The sequence below is a fragment of the Planococcus maritimus genome, from assembly GCF_001592825.1.
In the GTDB taxonomy this organism is placed as follows: domain Bacteria; phylum Bacillota; class Bacilli; order Bacillales_A; family Planococcaceae; genus Planococcus; species Planococcus maritimus_C.
The window spans coordinates 123870-143774 of record NZ_LTZG01000032.1 but is presented as its reverse complement, the minus strand read 5'-3'; the positions used below and the strand labels follow the sequence as shown (position 1 = coordinate 143774).

Annotated in this window: 17 protein-coding genes; 12 read left to right on the top strand and 5 right to left on the bottom strand. The window is 49.0% G+C overall.

The features are described 5' to 3' along the window. Positions 1–35: 35 nt before the first annotated feature. Complete coding sequence (locus tag AY633_RS12990) at positions 36–620, top strand: xanthine phosphoribosyltransferase (protein WP_068488721.1); 585 nt, start codon at positions 36–38, stop codon at positions 618–620. Next, positions 620–1939 (top strand): nucleobase:cation symporter-2 family protein, encoded by a 1320-nt coding sequence (locus AY633_RS12985; protein WP_068488720.1) that lies wholly within the window; start codon positions 620–622, stop codon positions 1937–1939. The genes AY633_RS12990 and AY633_RS12985 overlap by 1 nt, the downstream gene beginning before the upstream one ends. A 44-nt stretch (positions 1940–1983) precedes the next feature. On the opposite strand, the gene AY633_RS12980 is transcribed toward AY633_RS12985, so the two are convergent. Then, complete coding sequence (locus AY633_RS12980) at positions 1984–2976, bottom strand: alpha/beta hydrolase (RefSeq protein ID WP_253183188.1); 993 nt, start codon at positions 2974–2976, stop codon at positions 1984–1986. Between the two features lie 203 nt (positions 2977–3179). On the opposite strand from AY633_RS12980, the gene AY633_RS12975 reads away from it, so the two are divergent. Continuing rightward, positions 3180–3917: a hypothetical protein gene (locus tag AY633_RS12975; RefSeq protein WP_068488719.1), complete on the top strand. Its 738-nt coding sequence runs from the start codon at positions 3180–3182 to the stop codon at positions 3915–3917. Positions 3918–3975: 58 nt separating this feature from the next. Then, complete coding sequence (locus AY633_RS12970; protein WP_068488718.1) at positions 3976–4914, top strand: ring-cleaving dioxygenase; 939 nt, start codon at positions 3976–3978, stop codon at positions 4912–4914. 41 nt (positions 4915–4955) lie between these two features. Here the strand turns inward: AY633_RS12970 and AY633_RS12965 are convergent, their stop codons facing one another. Next, positions 4956–5867 (bottom strand): proline dehydrogenase family protein, encoded by a 912-nt coding sequence (locus tag AY633_RS12965; protein ID WP_068488717.1) that lies wholly within the window; start codon positions 5865–5867, stop codon positions 4956–4958. A gap of 370 nt (positions 5868–6237) precedes the next feature. Here AY633_RS12965 and AY633_RS12960 point away from each other — a divergent pair, with 370 nt between their 5' ends. After that, positions 6238–7653, top strand: coding sequence for a hypothetical protein (locus tag AY633_RS12960; RefSeq protein ID WP_068488716.1), 1416 nt, complete (start codon positions 6238–6240; stop codon positions 7651–7653). 108 nt (positions 7654–7761) lie between these two features. Continuing rightward, a complete protein-coding gene (locus AY633_RS12955) occupies positions 7762–9063 on the top strand; it encodes an acetamidase/formamidase family protein (RefSeq protein WP_068488715.1) in 1302 nt (433 codons plus the stop codon). A 48-nt stretch (positions 9064–9111) separates the two neighbouring features. Here the strand turns inward: AY633_RS12955 and AY633_RS12950 are convergent, their stop codons facing one another. Beyond that, positions 9112–9615 carry a shikimate kinase gene (locus tag AY633_RS12950; RefSeq protein ID WP_068488847.1) on the bottom strand — a complete coding sequence of 168 codons (504 nt, stop codon included), beginning with the start codon at positions 9613–9615 and terminating at the stop codon, positions 9112–9114. Positions 9616–9829: 214 nt separating this feature from the next. Here AY633_RS12950 and AY633_RS12945 point away from each other — a divergent pair, with 214 nt between their 5' ends. Continuing rightward, entirely contained in the window at positions 9830–10864 is a 1035-nt protein-coding gene (locus AY633_RS12945) for a lactonase family protein (protein ID WP_068488714.1), read from the top strand. Positions 10865–10892: 28 nt separating this feature from the next. Here AY633_RS12945 and AY633_RS12940 read toward each other — a convergent pair whose 3' ends face one another. Both AY633_RS12940 and AY633_RS12935 read right to left on the bottom strand, forming a co-directional pair. After that, positions 10893–11222 carry a hypothetical protein gene (locus AY633_RS12940; protein ID WP_068488713.1) on the bottom strand — a complete coding sequence of 110 codons (330 nt, stop codon included), beginning with the start codon at positions 11220–11222 and terminating at the stop codon, positions 10893–10895. Further along, a complete protein-coding gene (locus AY633_RS12935; protein WP_068488846.1) occupies positions 11219–11776 on the bottom strand; it encodes an SCO family protein in 558 nt (185 codons plus the stop codon). Before AY633_RS12935 ends, AY633_RS12940 begins: the two co-directional genes overlap by 4 nt. Positions 11777–12022: 246 nt before the next feature. Here AY633_RS12935 and glgB point away from each other — a divergent pair, with 246 nt between their 5' ends. The 5 genes from glgB to AY633_RS12910 are packed head-to-tail and all read left to right on the top strand — an operon-like array spanning position 12023 to position 19890. Next, the gene (gene glgB / locus AY633_RS12930) at positions 12023–13906 is read left to right on the top strand and encodes a 1,4-alpha-glucan branching protein GlgB (protein WP_068488712.1); all 1884 of its coding nucleotides are present in this window, start codon (positions 12023–12025) and stop codon (positions 13904–13906) included. Next, on the top strand, positions 13900–15051 hold the full coding sequence (locus AY633_RS12925) for a glucose-1-phosphate adenylyltransferase (RefSeq protein ID WP_141705930.1): 1152 nt from the start codon (positions 13900–13902) through the stop codon (positions 15049–15051). Before glgB ends, AY633_RS12925 begins: the two co-directional genes overlap by 7 nt. Then, positions 15048–16070: a GlgC family sugar phosphate nucleotidyltransferase gene (locus tag AY633_RS12920; RefSeq protein WP_068488710.1), complete on the top strand. Its 1023-nt coding sequence runs from the start codon at positions 15048–15050 to the stop codon at positions 16068–16070. The genes AY633_RS12925 and AY633_RS12920 overlap by 4 nt, the downstream gene beginning before the upstream one ends. Beyond that, the gene (locus tag AY633_RS12915; RefSeq protein WP_068488709.1) at positions 16067–17491 is read left to right on the top strand and encodes a glycogen synthase; all 1425 of its coding nucleotides are present in this window, start codon (positions 16067–16069) and stop codon (positions 17489–17491) included. Before AY633_RS12920 ends, AY633_RS12915 begins: the two co-directional genes overlap by 4 nt. 14 nt (positions 17492–17505) lie before the next feature. Next, positions 17506–19890, top strand: a complete 2385-nt coding sequence (locus tag AY633_RS12910) for a glycogen/starch/alpha-glucan phosphorylase (protein WP_068488708.1) — start codon at positions 17506–17508, stop codon at positions 19888–19890. The last annotated feature ends 15 nt before the right edge of the window (positions 19891–19905 follow it).

Below are 19905 nucleotides of genomic sequence, written 5' to 3'. Positions count from 1 at the left end.
TTTTTTCGGGGGATGCGGGAAAAGGAGCGGAAAACATGAAGCAATTAGAAGAGAAAATTTTAACGGACGGCCGGGTATTATCCGAAGCGGTCCTGAAAGTCGATTCATTTTTAAACCATCAGATTGACCCGGCCTTGATGAAGGCGATTGGGGAAGAATTTGCTTCCCGCTTTAAGGCGGCGGGCATTACAAAAATTTTGACGATCGAATCGTCTGGCATCGCGCCGGCGGTCATGGCGGGACTTTCGCTCGGCGTGCCGGTAGTATTTGCGAGAAAGCGCAAATCGCTGACCTTGATAGATGGATTATATACAGCCCCCGTCCACTCTTTTACCAAAAATGAAACGAACGATATCTCTGTGTCTCGTGATTTTCTAGGGAAAGACGATGTCGTGATGATCATTGACGATTTCCTAGCGAATGGACAAGCAGCACTGGGCTTGCTCGATATCGTCGAACAGGCTGGCGCTGAATGTGCAGGCATCGGCATCGTCATCGAAAAAGGCTTCCAGCCAGGGGGGAAATTACTGCGTGACAAAGGCATACGGGTTGAGACCTTGGCGAACATCAAATGGATGGAACCGGGCCACGTAGAATTTTACGGGGAGGTGCCGAACTGATGAAAAAAGCTTTCGGGGAAGCGGCACTCGGGCTGCAACACGTGTTGGCGATGTACGCGGGAGCGATTCTCGTGCCGTTGATTGTCGGGGCAGCACTTGGATTGACGTCTGAACAATTGACTTATCTAGTGTCGATCGATATTTTATTATGCGGGGTCGCAACGCTGCTGCAAGTATTCAACTCGCGTTATTTCGGCATCGGCTTGCCGGTAGTGCTCGGTTGTACCTTTACGGCAGTGGGTCCAATGATTGCCATTGGCGGCCAATATGGCATCTCGGCAATTTACGGGTCGATCCTCGTTTCGGGCTTGTTTGTCATTGCCGTTTCCGGCTTTTTCGGCAGCCTCGTACGCTTTTTCCCGCCAGTCGTCACGGGTTCAGTGGTCACCATTATCGGCATAACGCTCATCCCAGTCGCTATCAATAATATGGGTGGCGGGCAAGGCGCTGAGGATTTTGGTTCACTCTCGAATATTGCTTTGTCCTTCGGCACTTTGGCCTTCATCATTTTCATTTATAAGTTTTCGCGCGGCTTTATGCGTGCCGTATCGATTCTTCTTGGCTTGATTGGCGGAACAGTAGCAGCTTGGTTCATGGGGAAAGTTGATTTCAGCCCAATTGCAGAAGCATCTTACTTCCATATGGTGCAACCTTTTTATTTCGGCATGCCGACCTTTGAATGGTCTGCGATTCTTACGATGATTCTCGTAGCGCTCGTGTCGCTGGTGGAATCGACGGGAGTCTATTTCGCACTAAGCGATATTACGAAAAAAGAAATCAAAGAGAAAGACTTGGCGAAGGGCTACCGGTCAGAAGGTTTGGCCATTTTCCTTGGTGGGATATTCAATGCCTTTCCCTACACGGCTTACTCGCAAAATGTCGGCTTGATTCAAATGTCTGGTGTGAAATCGCGCAAAATTATCTTTATCGCGGCGATCATGTTAATTGTGCTCGGATTCGTTCCGAAAATCGGCGCTATGACTACAATCATTCCGACGCCCGTCCTTGGTGGTGCGATGATCGCGATGTTCGGCATGGTCATCGCGCAAGGCATCAAAATGCTGAGCGGCGTCATCTCGGAGTCGCAGGAAAATTCCATGATCGTCGCTTGTTCTGTTGGCCTCGGCCTGGGCGTAACCGTCGTTCCGGAATTGTTCGCGTTATTGCCGGCCGGTGTTCAGATCCTGACCAGCAACGGCATCGTTGCCGGAAGTTTGACGGCGATCGGATTGAATGTGGTCTTCCATATGCTGCCGTCACGCAAAAGAAAGCGCGAGGCGCAAGCTGTCCAATCCAGCCAAACGGTCACGCCCCATTAAGCAATAGAAAAGCTGTCCCACTGCTTTATGCGGTAGGACAGCTTTTATTTTTGCACTTGGCTTTCTTCAAGCAGGAACTCTAAGGTTTTCTGGAGAGTTTCCTGGCCATCGTTCGTATCCAAGGCGTATTGATATTCGTGCTTCAGGTTTTTATCAGTGCCACGGAAAAAGACCTCAGTGACATCGACACCTTTGAGGCGCAGACTGCCGGCCAGTGCTACCGATTGTGGCTCAAGCGGATCGGCGTCACCGGCTGATATGAAAACGTCCGGATAAGCAGATGTCACGTGCTGAATGGTAGACAGCTCGTGGATGCTGCCAAAAGTCTCGAAACTTTCGGCTCCCGTATAGGCGTTCAAGAAAAAGTCGATATTCGGGAAGCCCGACTCGCGGACGGTGGCCATATCGTATAATCCACAGAACAATAAGGCCCCGCGCAATTGCTCGGCAGTGACAGCCGGCGCCAAATCCATTGTCTCTGCAAGAGCTGGATTGGATTGCAGGGCTGCCAGCTGACTGGCAATTTGTGCGCCAGCAGAATCCCCGCCGATAAAGATCCTTTCCATATCCCCGCCATATTGTGCGGCAGTCCCGTTCAAGAAACTCAAAGCTTCATTCGCTTGGATAACGGGGCCTGGATACAATTGGGTTGGTGCCAAGGCGTAGTCGATATTGGCGACCAAATAGCCGGCGTTCGCGAGCGTCATGCCATAATCTTGCCGGCTGTCTTTCGATCCGCCGATAAAACCGCCGCCGTGAATCCATAGGATAACAGGTAAGGGGCCAGTGGCGTCTTTTGGATAATAGAAATCCAAAAAAGCATTATCGGATGCGTGGTAACGAACGTCTTTAACCACTTCCACGTGGGCAGCGATTTCCGCAATGTTTGGGGGCGGACTGTAAATAGCCGACCCGATGACCGGCGCCGCTGTCTCATCTTCTTTTAAATGGCTGGCGAGGACAAACCCCGCGCAGGCAAGAAAGGCCACTGTAAGAAGGGCGATTAGTTTCTTGGGAACTGGCTGTTTGCGTTTCATGGCGTTCATCCTCTGCACGGTAGAATACACCGAAATTTCAATCAAGCTTATTGCCATCCTACCATGTGCCGGGTGGCTCCTCAAAAGATTCACTGTCATGAAATTGAAATGGTTCTGTAAGGTTTTGGGGGTTCAGTGGTAGTCAAATCGGGTATCTAAGTGAGAGGCCGATAGGTCATTTTGGAATTGAAGGAGGGGATTTCATGTTCGGATTGAGCGATTTGATCGCATTGGTCATATCTGCATTCATCATCTTACCGGTCGTTGTTTTTATCCGGGAAGCAGGATATTTAATCGTCAGTGCCTTGCTTGGCGCAAAGAATCCGCGTTTAACAATCGGTTCAGGTCCTCGTGCCTTCAAAATTGGTATGTTTGACGTGAGGAAGTATTATCACTTATATAGTTGGTTTGCCTATGATGATTTAAAAAGGCAAAGTAAATTCGCATATATAATCCTCTACGCTGGCCCAATTTTGGCGAATGTCATTGTGGCGATTGTTGTCAATGCACTGGTCGCTAACGGCGTTTTGGATCAATACGAGACATTCTGGAACCGGTTTGTGTTCTACGGTTTCTATTTTGTGCTGTTTGATGCCGTTCCGATGAAAACGGCAAATGGCATGCCAAACAACGGCATGATCATCTACGAAATGCTGCGCTACGGCAAACGGACGGATTTCAACGACGAGCCGTTCTTGCCATCCACCTCGGAAGTGGAAGAGCAGTACGAGGAAGAGATGGAGAAAGTAGAAGAGCTGAAGGAGAACCAAAAAGACATCGTGGAAGATGACGAAGATTTCTCAGCAGAGCAGCAAGAAAAAGAACGCCGCGAGAAAGCAGACATTGAAGAAAGTAAGGAACAGGATATAGAAGATTTGAAAGAGGCTGAGAAGCTCACCAAAAAACAACAGCGAGAACGAAAAAACCAGATGCCGGATTGAACTTGAACGCATAGCATCCGCTTGATAGGATAAGGGTATCAAAAAGGAGAGAAGACAAATGGGCGAAAGAACAAAAGGCATTCATCATATTACAGCGATTGTTGGAGAAGCGCAGGAGAACACCGATTTTTACGCGGGAGTGCTCGGCATGCGTCTCGTCAAGAAGACGGTGAATTTCGACGACCCGGGTACTTACCATTTGTATTTCGGAAACGATCAGGGAGCACCTGGCACCATCATGACCTTTTTCCCGTGGGGCAAAGCTTATCAGGGGAAAGTCGGTGATGGCCAAGTCGGTGTCACGGCTTTTGCAGTCCCAGAAGGCGCATTGTCTTTCTGGCGCAATCGGCTTGAAAGTCATCGTGTAAGCTTTGAAGAACATGTCCGCTTTGGTGAGACTTATTTGAAATTTGCAGATCCCCATGGCCTTCAGCTGGAGTTGGTTGAACGTGAAATGGGCCAAACAAGTGGATGGACCGGCGGCGGGATTACCAAAGACAATGCGATCAAAGGGGTGGCCGGAGCTGTCTTATTCACCGCCAATGCAGCCAAAACCGAAGAGCTATTAGACAACGTAATTGGCTTTTCCCGTCAAGAAGAGCAAGGCGATTACGTTCGCTTAGTATCGGAGGGGACGCTTGGCAATACATTGGACATCAAGCAGACGCGAGTTGGTGCGGGTCAAATGGGTGTCGGCACGGTCCATCACATCGCCTTCCGGGCGGATGATGACGTGGATCAATTGGAATGGAAAAACCGCATCGAAGCATATGGACTTGGTGTCACGCCAGTACAGGACCGTAATTACTTCCGTTCCATTTATTTCCGTGAATATGGCGACCTGTTATTTGAAATGGCCACTGACCCACCCGGCTTTACGATTGACGAAAGCCCGGATGCACTCGGCACTGAGTTAAAATTGCCTGAGCAATACGAACAGTACCGGAAGCGCTTGTTGGCGGAATTGCCGCCAGTTTACGCGCGCCCGCTTAAATAATAAAAGCAGCCCGGGCATAGCCCCCGGGCTGCTTTTCGGTTTCAAGATGTTTTGGGAAGGGCGCCTTTTAAAACCAATTGAATGTTCTGTGGCCTTTCAGCAAGGCGTCTCATGAAATAGCCATACCAGTCTTGGCCGAACGGCACGTAAGATGTTACTTGGTAATCTTCCGACAGCTCTTTTAATAAATCCGTCCGGAAGCCGTAGAGCATCTGGAATTCGAAGCGGTCTTTTGGAATGTCTTGTTCGTTAATATAGTCAATTGCTGCGTTAATAATGTGATGATCATGTGTGGCGATCGATGTGAACACCGGTTGGTCGAGCCGCAGTTTGATCAGCTTGAGAAAATTGGCGTCGACTTCCTCTGCAGATTGGAACGCCACTTGTTCACTTTCCTGATAAGCGCCTTTGACCAGTCGCAGTCTGGTGTTTTGGAGTGCGTCCAAGTCTTGCTCGGAACGGAATAGATAGGCTTGTATAACCGTTCCTACGCTGTCGAACTCCTTTTTTAAAGTATGCAATATATCGAGTGTGGGTTGAAGATGTTCGTAGTTTTCCATATCCAAGTTCACGTAAATTCCGCGCTTCTCTGCTTCGGCCGCTATTTCACGGATGTTTTCTAAACAGAACTGGTTGTCGATATCGAGCCCAATCTGGGTCAATTTAACGGACAAATGTGCATCCACTCCAGCTGCTGTGATCGCTTCAGCTGTTTGAATAATTTCCTCTTTAGCCTGCGTGGCTTCTTTGCGGCTGGTGACAAATTCCCCGAGCCGGTCAATCGTGGCAGAGATCCCATCCTCGTTCAATGCGCGGACGGACGCCATCATATTCGGAATATCGGTTCCAGCAACGACCTTTGCGGCACCCAGCTGAAATCCCCATTTTTTGGCTCCGCTATTCAATAGCCGATTATTGGACAATGCGATAAAAAAACTCCTTGTGATTCCCATTACTAGCCCTCCAGTAAAATAAAATATCAATGGCAATCCAGCCTGGTGGAAACAGCGGATCTAAGCGTCAAATACCCCGGAAAATCAGCGAATGCTGAGTCTTTGTAAAAGGGGGTGTTCTTCGTGTGGCTAGAGCATATCATACAAATGACTGAAAATAAAAACAACTTTTAAAATTATTTTTTCTTATTCTTTGTCTTCCACTTATTGGCTATTGTAAACAAATTAGTTGAGAAAAATTTCAGAACAATGAAAATGTGGCCTTTCTCGGAAAAAGCAAGCCTCTATTCCCGCAGCGACAAAGCAAAACGTGTAAAATGGTCGGTATGTGTTTTAAACAATTTACCAACTACGGAAGGAGGGCTTGCAGATGAAGGCATTAGCGAAACAAGGATTTACTTTATCTGTACTGATATACGCCGTTCTTCATTTTCTTCATTATTTTCTTGCTGATCCGTGGACGGAGATCTTGTTGCCGATTGCTGGATTTTTCAGTTTGGCGTTTGCTTTCGGCGTACTTCCGCTTCGCAAACTGCAGCTTCAAACGTTTCTGACCATTACAGCGCTCGCGGTGTTGTGGTCGACGAGCGATGATTTTTGGCGAAATTTCCAGTTGGCGCTTGTCCAGATGGAAAGTCTCATTGCGCTTTTGTTGATCGTTCCGATGATCAGCTGGGTGCTCCGGGAAGAGCCATATATCGAGGAGATTATGAGCTTCGGCAATAAATGGCTGAACAAAAGCCAGACCTTTTATGGCGGGTTGATGGGCATGACGCAAATTATCTCGCATTTCCTATTGTTCGGGGTTGTGCCGATGATGTACAAGTTCATCGATTCTTTCCTAAAAGACCATAAAGACGAAGCGTGGGAAAATTATAAAGGCACGGCCATCCTTCGCGGCTTCGCGTTGTCGACGATGTGGGTCATCAGCATTCCAAGTTTTATCTTCGCGGTCGGCGCGATGGATGCGGTGTTGTGGAAGTCGATGCTGCTCGGGCTCGGCGCAGCCATTGCCGGCACTTTGCTGTCGGTTGCCTTTGCAACGGCCGATGAGAAACGCTACGGCAAAGACTTCTCGGCCGTGCTGACGAATGAAATCGATAAGGCGGTGGCGAACTCTCGCAACGCTGGCAAGTGGAACAAAGACGTCGCCGAATTTTGTTTTCTATTCATCTCGTTGTTCGGCACGATTTTCATCATTCACGAATGGACAGGTGCTGATTTTCTCGTCGTCATTCCGCTAGTTATTCTTGTCTGGACTTTCCTGTACTTCCTGATCAAAAAACGACCAGGGAATTATGCACGTGAAGCAGCGATTTATTATCGGGAAGGCGTCTCGAGGCAAGCCCAGCAGTTCAGTATCTTGCTTGCTGCCGGCTTGCTTATCTATGCGCTCAATCAATCTGCAGTCGGTGACTATGTCATCGGTGCGATGAATTATTTGACTGGCCATGTGCCATTTTTGAACTTGCTATTTCTGATTCCGTTTATCGTCATCTTCTTGGGATTCATCGGGCTTGGGCCGTTGCCGGTCATCGTTCTCGTAACAGGGGTATTGGAATCGGCCGTGCTGCCGTTTCCGCCTGAATTGGTCGTACTGGCAGTGACCTCGGGCAGTGTTATTTCGATCATCTTGTCACCCTTTGTTATGCCCGTGATCATCTTGAGCAGCGTGAACGGCTTGAGCGGCATCCGCAATGGCTTGCGCTTTAATTTAAAATTCGCGATTGCTTTCTATGTGATGATGCAAGTGTTCGTACAGGCCTTATTGTATTTCTGGAGTTGAAGAAATGCCCGAAGAACTTATTTGTTCTTCGGGCATTTTTGAATCTTCATTGAATATAAAGTCCTTTTGTCATATAATTTAGAAAATATAGAAAAGGGAGGCTGTCGAATGTCTGAGAATGCTGTCGATACTTTATTGGTCAACCGTTATGTCAACGGGGTGCTCGACCCTGATAAAGAAATGCTTGGCCCGGTGAAAGACGGCGGGCATATTATTGCCCATACGGCACCGGGATGCTGGGGCCCGATGATCACGCCGTGCATCCGGGGCGGCCATGAAGTGACGCAGCCGGTTCAAGTTGAAGGGGCAGAACCGGGAGATGCGATCGTCATCCGCATCAAGTCGGTGGAAGTGACATCGCTTGCGACGGCTTCTGGCAATGACAAGCCAATCGAAGGACGCTTCCTAGGCGATCCGTTTGTAGCTGTGAAGTGCCCGGGATGTGGAACCTTGTATCCCGAAACGATTATCCAAGGCGTCGGCAGCGGGGCAATTCGCTGTGCCAATTGCGGAGAAGATGTCAGCCCGTTCGAATTTACGCACGGTTACACCATGACGTTCAGCGACAAAGGCGATGTGGGCATTACGGTGTCGAAACAAGCGGCCGAAACCATTGCACAAGACGGCAAGGAATATATGAAAACGCCCGAGCATTCGGTGCAAAATCCCGTGGTCACCTTTGCGCCGCATGATTTGGTCGGCACGATCGCACGCATGCGCCCGTTTCTTGGCCAGCTAGGTACGACGCCTTCCCGACCAACACCCGATTCACATAATGCGGGCGATTTCGGCTCGTTTCTTGTTGGGGCACCCCATGAATACACGAGCACGCAAGAAGAACTTGAAACGCACCGGACAGATGGCCATATGGATATCAGTCGCGTGCGGGCTGGGGCAGTACTTGTATGCCCCGTCAAAGTGAAAGGTGGGGGTGTCTATTTGGGGGATATGCACGCTATGCAAGGCGACGGCGAAATTGCGGGGCATACTTCCGATGTATCGGGTATCAGCCATTTGCAAGTGCATGTGTTGAAAGGACTCGGAAATGCTGGGCCGATTCTGTTCCCGAATGTCGAGGATTTGCCTTATACCGCAAAACCATTCACGGAAGCTGAAAAAGCCTCCGCCCAAGAACTGGCTGAACGTTTTGGCGTGGAAAAACTGGAAGATTCATGGCCGATTTCCTTTGTCGGTTCGGGGCCGACTTTAAACGATGCGACAGAAAATGGCCTGCAACGCGCTGCAGATTTATTTGGCGTTACGGTGCCAGAAATCATGAACCGCGCCACGGTAACAGGATCAATCGAAATCGGCCGCCATCCAGGCGTCGTCACCGTGACGTTTTTGGCACCGGAAAGTTATTTGAAAGAAGCGGGATTATTCGACCTTGCGAAAGCGCAATATGGATAATAAAAAACCCGCCATTCAACTGTTGAATGGCGGGTTTTTGCACACCTATCACGGCTGGGGCGCGTGAATATCCCATGACATTTTTAATGAGTCAGCCAAATAATCAGCAGCGTCCATCGCTTCAAAATTATCGACTCGGAATTCGGAGTGGTTGGCTGCATAAATCGATTGACGCTCACGGAAAAGCTGTTCCATCTCCTGAAGGGTCTTATCTTTCAACAGCGGCCGTGTTTCAGTCAGGATGTGAATACGTTCTTTCCAGGAATCCCAGGAAATATCGAAGTACAAGACGGTGCAATTAGCTAGGCAATTACGGCGGTTTTCTTCTTGAAGAAACGCGCCTCCCCCAACAGAAATCACAAGCAGAGGTTGGCTGCCAAAAGCTTTGATCAATTCCCGTTCTTTGTCGCGAAATGCCTGTTCACCGTAAACGTTAAAAATTTCCGGGATCGGCATGCCGAATGCCTTTTCAATTTCTTCATCGATGTCGATGAAATCGCGGTAAAGGCGGCGGGCCAAAAGCTTGCCGACTGTCGTTTTTCCAGCTCCCATAAACCCTGTGCAGACGATGCTTTTCTCGCGGACGGACAAAGGAAAATTCAACGCAACCACTCTCTTTCTAATTAAAATATCTCATTCATTCCACCACTTTACCGCACTGAATGGATGAATTGAAGAGGAAAGTGAAAAATCTAGCGAAACTTTACATTGCAGGCAGATGAATGATTGGTGCGAGAGCGACGGCAAAACCAAAAGGAGGGATAGGATGAGCAGTACATACATAGTTAGTGGGTCTTATGCATCTGCCGAACAGGCAGGCATCACGCTTTGGGAATTAGAGCCTGTTACGGGGAAGTTGGCGAAAAAAGCTGAAATTCCTGGAGTGGAACGCCCTTCATTTCTCGCGGTTCATCCGAACGGCACGAGTTTTACAGCCGTCAGCGAAACTGGAGACGGGGAGGTCGTAGCCTATTGGCTAAACCCTCAAAAAGGCCTGATCCAAGAGCTGAATCGCCAGCCTGCTGGGGGCGACCATCCTGCCCACATTACGATCGATGAAGATGGGCAATGGGTGGTTTCCGTCACGTATTCCGGAGCGAATGTCACCGTTCATCCCTTACGGTCAGATGGCTCGATCGGTGAAATGGCCGATTCGAAACACCATGAAGGGAGCGGGGCAGATGCAGACCGGCAAGATGCCGCCCATCCGCATTCGGCGCTTCAACTGCCAGGGACGAATCGCTTTTTTGTTTCCGATCTCGGAACGGATGCAATTGTCCGCTACCGTCTCGATTTGCATTCCGGAAAACTGGAACAAGAAGCAGTGACCAAGACAGCACCCGGTGCAGGGCCGAGGCATCTAGCGGTTCATCCGTCCGAAGCCTATGTATACGGGGTCAATGAACTCAATTCGACGGTTTCGGTATATGCACTCGAAGGCCGTGACTTGAAAGAAAGGCAGAATATCTCGGCGTTGCCAAAACAGTTCACAGGAGACAATACGGCTGCTGAAATCGCTGTATCGACAGACGGACGATTCGTCTATGTGTCTAACCGGGGCCAAGACAGCATAGCGGTGTTCCGGGTCGCACAAGGCTTACTCGAAGCGGTAGGCCATGCGGATGCCGGCGGAGCGGGGCCAAGGCATTTTACGCTGGTGCCAAATAGCCCATGGATCGTCATCGCCCATGAAGGCTCGGGGACGATCGCCGTCAAGCGCATCGGCGAAGACGGCATGCCAGGCGAAACAGTCGATAGGGTCGAGACGGTTACGCCTGTCTGCGTGCGCTTGCTGAAATAGCAAAAGGCAGAGCCGCAGCCCTGCCGTGTCACCAATCGGTTTGTGTTTTTTCCATCAGCCCTAGCTCTTTCAATAGCCGGATGGCCGGGCTGTCCTGATTGCTTTGGAATGCTTTTTCTGTACATTCAGAATGCGGGGGGTAATTCAATTCCTGTGCTTGGCCGAGCGTCGATTCTTCCAGGAAATTCGTTGGGTCGGATTGTTCAAAACAAGACGGCGCAATAAACGTACGATGCGTATGTTCAAGCACAATACGGCTTTGTGCGGAAGGCTCATTTTCCTGAGGCATGAAAAACCAGACAGCCGCAGCAGCCAAGAGCACAAGTACGGCAGCTATGACCAGCGGCTTGCGTTTCATCCTTCCGCCTCCTCGACGAGGATCTCCGCATCGCGCACGATGTCTTCAACCGGCGGGTTCAGTCCATCATAGTCTTTCATAATGACGCCTTCGTGATTCACCAAGTAAAAAGAAGTGCCGTGGATTACTTGCGTATCATCTTGAGGCTTCTGGGCAATGGCTTTGAAGTTCTCGAGTGCAAAGTCAGCAATTTCCTCTTGGGAATAGCCGGTCAGTAAATGCCAGCTGGTCAAATCGACATCGTAGTTTTCCGCATATGATTTCAAGATTTCCGGTGTGTCGACAGTCGGGTCTACGCTGAATGACACGATCTCGACATCAAGTCCTTGCGCCTGAAGTTCTTCCTGGACGCCTTTCATATTCGCCATCATCGGTAGGCAGACCGTTGTGCAACTAGTGAAGACAAAATCGGCCAGCCAGACCTTTCCTTCGAGGTCGCTGGATCCGAAGTCTTCATCATTATGGTCGGTGAATGTGAATTCTTCTGTTTCCCAATTCAATGGGTTATCAATGCCTTGGCCGCAGGCAGTCAAAAACAACATGCCAATCAGCATAAAGCTCAGTAAATAGGTTTGGGCTCGCAATTATTTCGCGTCCTTTCTATGTTGAAGCTAGTCTTTCTTTAGCCTATTCCAAACCAGACCTGACGACAAGCCGTTTATCACGTAAAAATATGAAGACATTGCGACATTCTGATTAATTGTGGGATTTTTTGGGAACTATCAGCAACTTAACAAGGGCTTTACATTCCAACTGTAGAATAGAAACTAAACTTGGTTTCGGCCAAAAGGAGGCGCTACATGGAATTTTTGTTGAATACATGGACGACAGAACGGCTGCAAGCTTTTCATGAAGGGCAAATGGTTGATGGCTATCTGTATTTTGGGGCACATGCACTCGGGAAAGAAACCACCTTTTCGCTTTGGGCTCCTGAAATTGACGGCGCTGATGTCGTCTGTGTCGATCCCGAGACAGAACGCGTCTCCACTTATGCGCTAAAGCGGCATCCGCACGATTCAAGCATATGGGGGGCAAGCATCCCGGAAAACCTGGAAGGCCAGCTCTATGAATATGCGCTTCGGACACCGAATGGCGAAGTGTTGTGGAAATCAGATCCGTATGCTAGGCAAAGCGAGAAGCGCCCGTTCACCAAATCGATTGTTTCCGGTTCCAACGAATACACGTGGCCATTGGATGTACTCAAGCATAAGCAAACGATCAACGACCGGCATCTAGAACGCCCGATGGCTATTTACGAAGTGCATATCGGCACTTGGCGGCGCAAGGAAGACGGCGAGTTTTACACGTATCGCGAAATCGCCGACCAGCTGATCCCATATGTCATCGATATGGGCTTCACGCATATCGAGATCTTGCCGATCACCGAGCATCCGCTCGATGAATCTTGGGGCTACCAGACAACTGGGTATTTTTCACCGACTGGCCGCTATGGCACGGCAGATGAATTGAAGTATTTCGTTACAGCTTGCGCAGAACATGGACTGGGTTTGATTTTGGACTGGGTCCCGGGCCATTTTTGCGTGGACCAGCACGGGTTGGCGAACTTCAATGGCCAATTGCTTTACGAAGAAGAGCGGGAAGAACGCCGCATGAACCCGGATTGGGGAACCTTGAACTTTGATATCAATAAAGGCGAAGTGGTGAGCTTTATCTTGTCGAGTGCCCATTATTGGCTCGAAGAATTTAAGTTTGACGGTTACCGGATGGATGCGCTCGTCAATCTCTTGTTCATCCCGAACATAAAGGAACGACCGCATAACGAAGAAGGGGCGGAGTTTCTCAGGAAATTGACCGCTAGCTTGAAACGCCATTACCCGGAAAAATTGCTGATTGCCGAAGATGCCTGGCATTATCCGAAAGTGACGCATCCGGTCGAATTCGGCGGTGTTGGCTTTGATTACAAATGGAATTTCGGCTGGATGCACGACACGCTTGAGTATATGAAAACGCCGCCGGCAGAGCGCTCAAAAGCCCATGGAAAAATGAACTTCTCAATGGTGTATCAATACGAAGAGCGTTACCAGGTGATTTTCTCCCACGACACTGTAGCGGATGGCCGGAAATCCTTGCTCAACAAACTGCCGGGCACGAGGGAAGAACGCTTCCTTCAGTTGCGTTTGCTGTTTGGGTTTTGGATGGCGCATCCGGGTAAGAAACTATTGTTCATGGGACAGGAGTTCGGCCATTTCGAGGAATGGGAATTCCAACCGGAACTCGATTGGGCGTCGCTCGAAGATCCACAGCATAAGAGAATTCATGAATTCATGAAAGAATTGCTGGCGTTCTACCGAAGCGAAAAAGCGTTTTTTGAACTCGATGATGAGCGCGATGGCTTTTTGTGGCTCGATGCCGATAACCATGAACAAAGCGTAGCGAGCTTTATCCGCAGAGGGTTTTTGCCGGAAGACGAATGCCTTGTGCTATGCAATTTCTCTGAACACCGTTACGAAGAGTTTCAAGTCGGCGCACCGCAAAAAGGAATGTACGAAGAGATATTTTCCACCAATGCAGCACAGTTCGGCGGTTCTGCAGCAGAGTTGCAGCAGGCGATAGAAACACTTGATACCATGTGCGATGATCAGCCTTTTTCGTTACAGCTTGATTTGCCGGCGTTCACGGTGAGTATTTGGAAAAAAAGACAGGATGGGAGTGGTTTATTGTGAATGAAAAAGTAGTTGCGATGCTTCTCGCGGGCGGCCAAGGGAGCCGCTTGAAATCATTAACATATGATATTGCGAAACCAGCCATTCCTTATGGCGGGAAATACCGGATCATTGATTTTCCTCTATCCAATTGTACCAATTCCGGCATCACGACGGTCGGCGTCTTGACGCAGTATCAGCCGCATGCGCTTCACCGATACATCGGGCTTGGTACGCCTTGGGATTTGGATCGCCATAAAGGCGGGGTGACCATGCTGCCGCCGTATGCTGAAATCGATGGCATCAAATGGTATGCAGGCACAGCAAGCGCCATTTATCAGAACATCAATTACCTGACCAGCTGTGACCCGGATTATGTCTTGATTTTATCAGGAGACCATATTTACAAAATGGATTATGAAAAACTCGTAGAATACCATAAAGAAAAACAAGCCGATGTCACGGTTTCTGTTTTGGAAGTGCCGTGGGAAGAGGCAAGCCGCTTCGGTATCGTCAACACTGACGACGATATGCACATTGTAGAATTTGATGAAAAACCGGAAAAACCGAAAAGTAATCTCGCTTCTATGGGAGTTTATGTATTCGATTGGAAAAAGTTAGAGCATTACTTGGAAGAAGATAATAGCAATGAACAATCCAGCCATGATTTCGGGAAAGACATTTTGCCGAAAATGCTGGCAGAGCAAAAGAAAATGGTGGCCTACCCGTTCAAAGGATACTGGAAAGATGTTGGAACGGTCGACAGCTTATGGGAAGCGAATATGGATTTGCTCGACCCGTCAGAAGGGCTCGTTTTGCACGATCCTGCGTGGCGGATTTACTCATCGAACCCCCAATTGCCGCCACAAGTGATTACCGATACTGGTCGCGTGCAAGGTTCTATGGTCAACGAAGGCTGCGTCATTAGCGGAACAGTCAATCATTCGGTCATTTTCCAAAATGTCCTGGTTGAGCAGGAAGCGGTCGTAGAAGACAGTGTCATCATGAGCGGAACAAAAATCGGGCGTGGAGCCCAGTTGAGCCGCGTCATCGTTCCGCCAGATGTCACGGTTCCGGAAAATTATCAATTGCTTGAACCGGCAGCAGGCATCACGCTATTGACGCAAGACTTAATCGATTCATGGAAGGAGAGTGGACAGCAATGACTTTGATGGCTGCAGTGGACGCTTCTGTAAAAGTAGCAGGACTTCAAGACCTGACCATTCATCGATCGGTTTCTTCGATTCCGTTCGCGGGGAGATACCGCCTAATCGATTTCGCTTTATCGAATTTAGTGAATGCAGATATCAATTCAGTCGGCATTTTCGCTTCGCAACCCTTTGGTTCGCTCATTGATCACATTGGGGTTGGAAAAAGCTGGGATTTGGATCGGCGCAAAGAAGGCTTGTTCTTTCTCCCGACCACCCATCAAAACGGAGGCATCGCTACAGTTGGATCCTTCCGCGACTTTGAAGAAAATCTTCAGTTTTTTGAAAAAAGCCGCCAAACGCATGTCGTGGTAACAAGCAGTTTTGTTGCGGGGCAATTGGATTATAAAGAAATGCTCGCCAGTCATTTAGCGTCTGGCAATGACATTACGGAAGCCATCGGCGCAAGCGGCTCCTTAAAATCATACATTCTATCGCGCAGGTTGATTCTTGAATTGATTCACTCTTATCGGGAAAAGCGCATTCTCAGTGTCGAAGACTTAGTAAATTTGAAAAAAGCTCCGTATACATACGGAGTATATGAATACAAAGGATATTTCGCCATCATTGATTCGATTCAGCAGTATTTTAAAGAATCGCTTGGGCTATTGGACGAGAACAACCGCCGATTGCTATTTTTGCCTCAAGCTCCCATCTATACAAAAGTGAAAGACGAGCCGCCGACGCGTTACTTGGATGGATCAGACGTATCGAATTCGATGATGGCCAATGGCAGCACCATTATGGGCAATGTCAAGAATAGCATCATCAGCCGTGCAGTCACAATCGGCCGCAACGCAAATCTTGACAGCTGCATCATCATGCAAAAATGCACCATCGAAGAAAATTGCGAACTTGCTTATGTAGTTGCCGATAAAGACGTCTATATTGAAAAAGGTGTCAAGCTGACCGGCACAGCTGACCGGCCAATTGTCCTTCGAAAAGGCGAGCGGGTCACAAAGGAGGATGCCCAATGAAGATTGTCATGGCCGCTGCGGAATGCGCGCCTTTTGCGAAAGCGGGGGGGTTGGCCGATGTCATCGGCGCGCTGCCGCTGGAATTGGTCAAGCTTGGACACGAGGTACAAGTCATTATCCCGAAATACAGTTTGATTCACGAACGCTACCAGGAGCAGTTTCGTAAAATGGAAGTGCATTCTTTTGAATTTAAAGAAAAAACGGCAACTTACACCATGCATGAGCTTGTTAAACACGGTGTCCAGTTCTTATTCTTGGAAAACGATTCTTATTTTGAACGCGATAGCATCTACGGGCCAGACGATGCCGAGCGCTATGCTTTTTTCACCAGAGCGGTACTGGATTTCCTGGCGCGTTCCGAGACGGCACCGGATGTGGTCCACGTCCATGATTGGCATACGGCAGTATTGCCGTTCCTCTTGAAAGAAGATCCGCAATATCAGCAATTATCCAGCCGTGTGAAAACGATGCTGACGATTCACAATATCCAGTTCCAAGGGAATTTTTCGAAATCCGTATTCTTGGAGCAATACCGAATGGATGAAAGTTTTTATGACAACGGGCAAGTCGAATGGCACGGAAACTTCAATTCTCTGAAAACCGGTATCTTGTATGCCGATAAATTAACAACTGTCAGCCCGAATTACCGAGATGAGATTTTGACGGAGGCTTATGGGGAAGGCTTGCAACACTTGCTTGGCGAAAGAGAAACCGATTTACAAGGCATATTGAACGGCATCGACACCGACGCCTACGACCCGCAAGGTGATGAACACATCGCGCAGACTTTCAGTGCAGAAGATTTGCAGGGGAAACAGGCGAATAAGCGCGCCATCCAAAAACGCTGCGGACTGCCGGAACAGCCGGATGTTCCTTTGTTGACAATGATATCGCGTTTGTCGGGACAAAAAGGGATCGATGTGCTCGAACAAACCCTCCTTGAATTTCTAGAAGGCGACGTACAATTTGTGTTGCTCGGTTCAGGAGAAGCGCGTTTTGAAGAGTTTTTCCAGCGCCTGGAAGTGGACTATGCCGGAAAGGTCTCAGTCCATCTCGGGTTTGACGAGTCTTTTGCCCATCAATTATATGCAGGCGCGGATATTTTCCTGATGCCTTCGCATTTTGAACCGTGCGGCTTGAGCCAATTGATTTCCATGCGCTATGGGACGATCCCTGTAGCGAACCGGACGGGCGGTTTGCGCGATACGGTGGAAGAGTATGACGAAGTACAAACTACGGGAACAGGGTTCTTGAGCGATTTTAAAGCCGGCGTTCATTATGATGAAGCCTTGTCGCGCGCATTGTCGTTTTATCATCAGCCGGAACATTGGAAGGCGTTGATCCATAACGGCATGAAAAGAGATTCGTCCTGGTCGCGTTCGGCAAAAGACTACGAACAGTTATATGCGAGCTTAAACTGAAGGGTGTGTTGAAAATGTTTTACTCCAAAGAACAATTCAAAGAAGAATTCAACAGGCGATTGGCAGTGGAAAATGGGGATAAAACAGAAAGCACAGCCTATCATGTGTTAGGAAAAATGGTTTGTGAAGAAGTCATGATGGAATGGGATAAACAACAGATTGCCAATCAGAACAGCGGCGATAAGCAATTGTATTATCTATCGATTGAGTTCCTGCTGGGCCGTTTGCTTGGACAGAACCTGCACAATCTAGGCGCCTATAATCTGGTAGAAGAAGCGCTTGGGGAACTCGGCTATAAACTGGCTGAAATCGAAGAGCTCGAGCAAGAACCGGGACTAGGAAACGGCGGGCTAGGCCGTTTGGCGGCGTGTTTCTTGGATTCACTCGCTTCACTCGGCTTGCCTGGCCATGGCTGCGGAATCCGTTACCGCGGGGGGTTGTTCACCCAGCATTTTGTCAAAGGCTTCCAAGTGGAGACGCCGACGGATTGGATTAAGGAAGGACAAAGCCTCGAAGTGCGTCGTGATGACCTGGCGCTCGACATCCCGTTTTTTGGGGAAACTCATATGACTGTCGAGGAAGAAGGCGTCCGCACCGAACTGAAAAACGCAGTATGGGTCAAGGCTGTGCCGTACGATATGCCGATTGTGGGGGCACAGGGCGGCACGATTAATACGCTCAGGCTATGGCAGGCGGAAATGTCCGAACAGCCGCAGCCTGCTGAACTGGGGCATTTGATGAACGAACTCGAGACAGCGAAAATTTCTGACCGGCTGTACCCAGATGATGCGCTCGATAGCGGCAAATTACTGCGTTTGAAACAACAATACTTTTTATGCAGCGCCTCCATTCGCACCATCCTGGCGACACGTAATTTTGATATTGAGGAATTGCCTGAAAAAGTAGCCATCCAGATCAACGATACGCATCCGGCTTTATCGGTGCCAGAGTTGATGCGGATATTGATGGACGACTATGAGCTGGAGTGGGATAAGGCATGGTCGCTGACAACGCGAACCATTTCTTACACGAACCATACGATTTTGGAAGAAGCGATGGAAAAATGGGAGAGCCGGCTGCTGCGACAGCTCTTGCCGCGCGTCTACCAAATCATCGAAGAAATCGACCGGCGCTTCAGAATGGAATGGGAATCGAAAGAACTGGACGAACAGGCCGTCCACAAACTGTCAATCATCGATGAAGGCGTCGTGAAGATGGCCGTCTTGGCGGTCGTGGGCAGCTATAAAGTGAACGGAGTGGCAAAACTCCATACTGAAATTCTCAAAAAACGGGAAATGAAAGAACTGAATGAATACTTCCCGCATAAATTCCACAACAAGACCAATGGCATTACCCATCGCCGCTGGTTGCTGGGGGCCAATCCGGAATTGAGTACACTCATTACGGAAAACATTGGGCCGGAATGGATTCAGCAGCCTGCCCAATTGAGTGAACTCGGTTATTTGGCGGACAGCCGGCCGTTTCTGGAATCTTTTCAAGCCATTAAAAAGCTGAAAAAAGAGCAGCTGATCCATCACCTCGAAAGAGCGCATAATACCATCGTTGACCCCGATTCGATTTTTGATATCCACATCAAACGAATCCACGGTTATAAACGCCAGCTGATGAACATCCTGCATGTCCAGCAATTATACAAGCGCATCAAAAGCGATTCGAACTACCGGCCGTATCCACGGACTTTCTTGTTCGGCGGGAAATCCGCGCCTAGCTATCATTTCGCTAAACAAGTCATTAAGCTGATCAACACGGTTGCCGAACGCGTCAATAACGATCCAATTGCAAGGCGCCACATCCACGTCGTTTTCGTCGAAGACTATAATGTCGGCCATGCGCAGTACATGATTCCAGCAGCAGATATCAGCGAACAGATCTCCACTGCCTCAAAAGAAGCATCAGGAACCGGCAACATGAAATTCATGATGAACGGGGCACTGACACTCGGCACGTATGACGGGGCAAATGTCGAGATTTTCGATGCTGTAGGGGAAGAAAATGCTTTTGTCTTTGGCATGAGTTCAGAGGAAGTTATGCGCTTTGAGCATGATGGCAGCTATGACCCGAAAGACATTATCGACCGGGATCCGCTAATCCGTGAAGCAATTGAAGAGCTGTCGAGCGGAGAATGGTCAGACGGCCCGCATCATGCCGATTTTATCGTGCGCCAATTGACAGAAGGGGGAGACCCGTTTTTTGTCTTGAAAGACTTGGCCGATTACGCACGAACGCATGAGCGTGTACTGGCAGCATATGAGCACCCCGTTGAATGGGCGGGCATGTGCGTGAGGAATATCGCCGCTTCCGGCATTTTCTCAAGCGACCGGACCATCCAGCAATATTCGGAGGATGTATGGGGGCTATCAAAAGTTCCGACTAACTGAAACAGGCGGGAGGCA

Excerpts from the sequence above, each read along its gene's own strand:
- AY633_RS12910 (WP_068488708.1), top strand. The coding sequence starts at position 17,506 with ATGTTTTACTCCAAAGAACAATTCAAAGAAGAATTCAACAGGCGATTG.
- AY633_RS12945 (WP_068488714.1), top strand. The coding sequence starts at position 9,830 with ATGAGCAGTACATACATAGTTAGTGGGTCTTATGCATCTGCCGAACAG.
- AY633_RS12970 (WP_068488718.1), top strand. The coding sequence starts at position 3,976 with ATGGGCGAAAGAACAAAAGGCATTCATCATATTACAGCGATTGTTGGA.
- AY633_RS12980 (WP_253183188.1), bottom strand. The coding sequence starts at position 2,976 with ATGAAACGCAAACAGCCAGTTCCCAAGAAACTAATCGCCCTTCTTACA.
- AY633_RS12960 (WP_068488716.1), top strand. The coding sequence starts at position 6,238 with ATGAAGGCATTAGCGAAACAAGGATTTACTTTATCTGTACTGATATAC.
- AY633_RS12965 (WP_068488717.1), bottom strand. The coding sequence starts at position 5,867 with ATGGGAATCACAAGGAGTTTTTTTATCGCATTGTCCAATAATCGGCTA.
- AY633_RS12985 (WP_068488720.1), top strand. The coding sequence starts at position 620 with ATGAAAAAAGCTTTCGGGGAAGCGGCACTCGGGCTGCAACACGTGTTG.
- AY633_RS12915 (WP_068488709.1), top strand. The coding sequence starts at position 16,067 with ATGAAGATTGTCATGGCCGCTGCGGAATGCGCGCCTTTTGCGAAAGCG.
- AY633_RS12950 (WP_068488847.1), bottom strand. The coding sequence starts at position 9,615 with ATGGGAGCTGGAAAAACGACAGTCGGCAAGCTTTTGGCCCGCCGCCTT.
- AY633_RS12920 (WP_068488710.1), top strand. The coding sequence starts at position 15,048 with ATGACTTTGATGGCTGCAGTGGACGCTTCTGTAAAAGTAGCAGGACTT.
- AY633_RS12940 (WP_068488713.1), bottom strand. The coding sequence starts at position 11,222 with ATGAAACGCAAGCCGCTGGTCATAGCTGCCGTACTTGTGCTCTTGGCT.
- AY633_RS12975 (WP_068488719.1), top strand. The coding sequence starts at position 3,180 with ATGTTCGGATTGAGCGATTTGATCGCATTGGTCATATCTGCATTCATC.
- AY633_RS12990 (WP_068488721.1), top strand. The coding sequence starts at position 36 with ATGAAGCAATTAGAAGAGAAAATTTTAACGGACGGCCGGGTATTATCC.
- AY633_RS12955 (WP_068488715.1), top strand. The coding sequence starts at position 7,762 with ATGTCTGAGAATGCTGTCGATACTTTATTGGTCAACCGTTATGTCAAC.
- AY633_RS12935 (WP_068488846.1), bottom strand. The coding sequence starts at position 11,776 with ATGCTGATTGGCATGTTGTTTTTGACTGCCTGCGGCCAAGGCATTGAT.
- glgB (WP_068488712.1), top strand. The coding sequence starts at position 12,023 with ATGGAATTTTTGTTGAATACATGGACGACAGAACGGCTGCAAGCTTTT.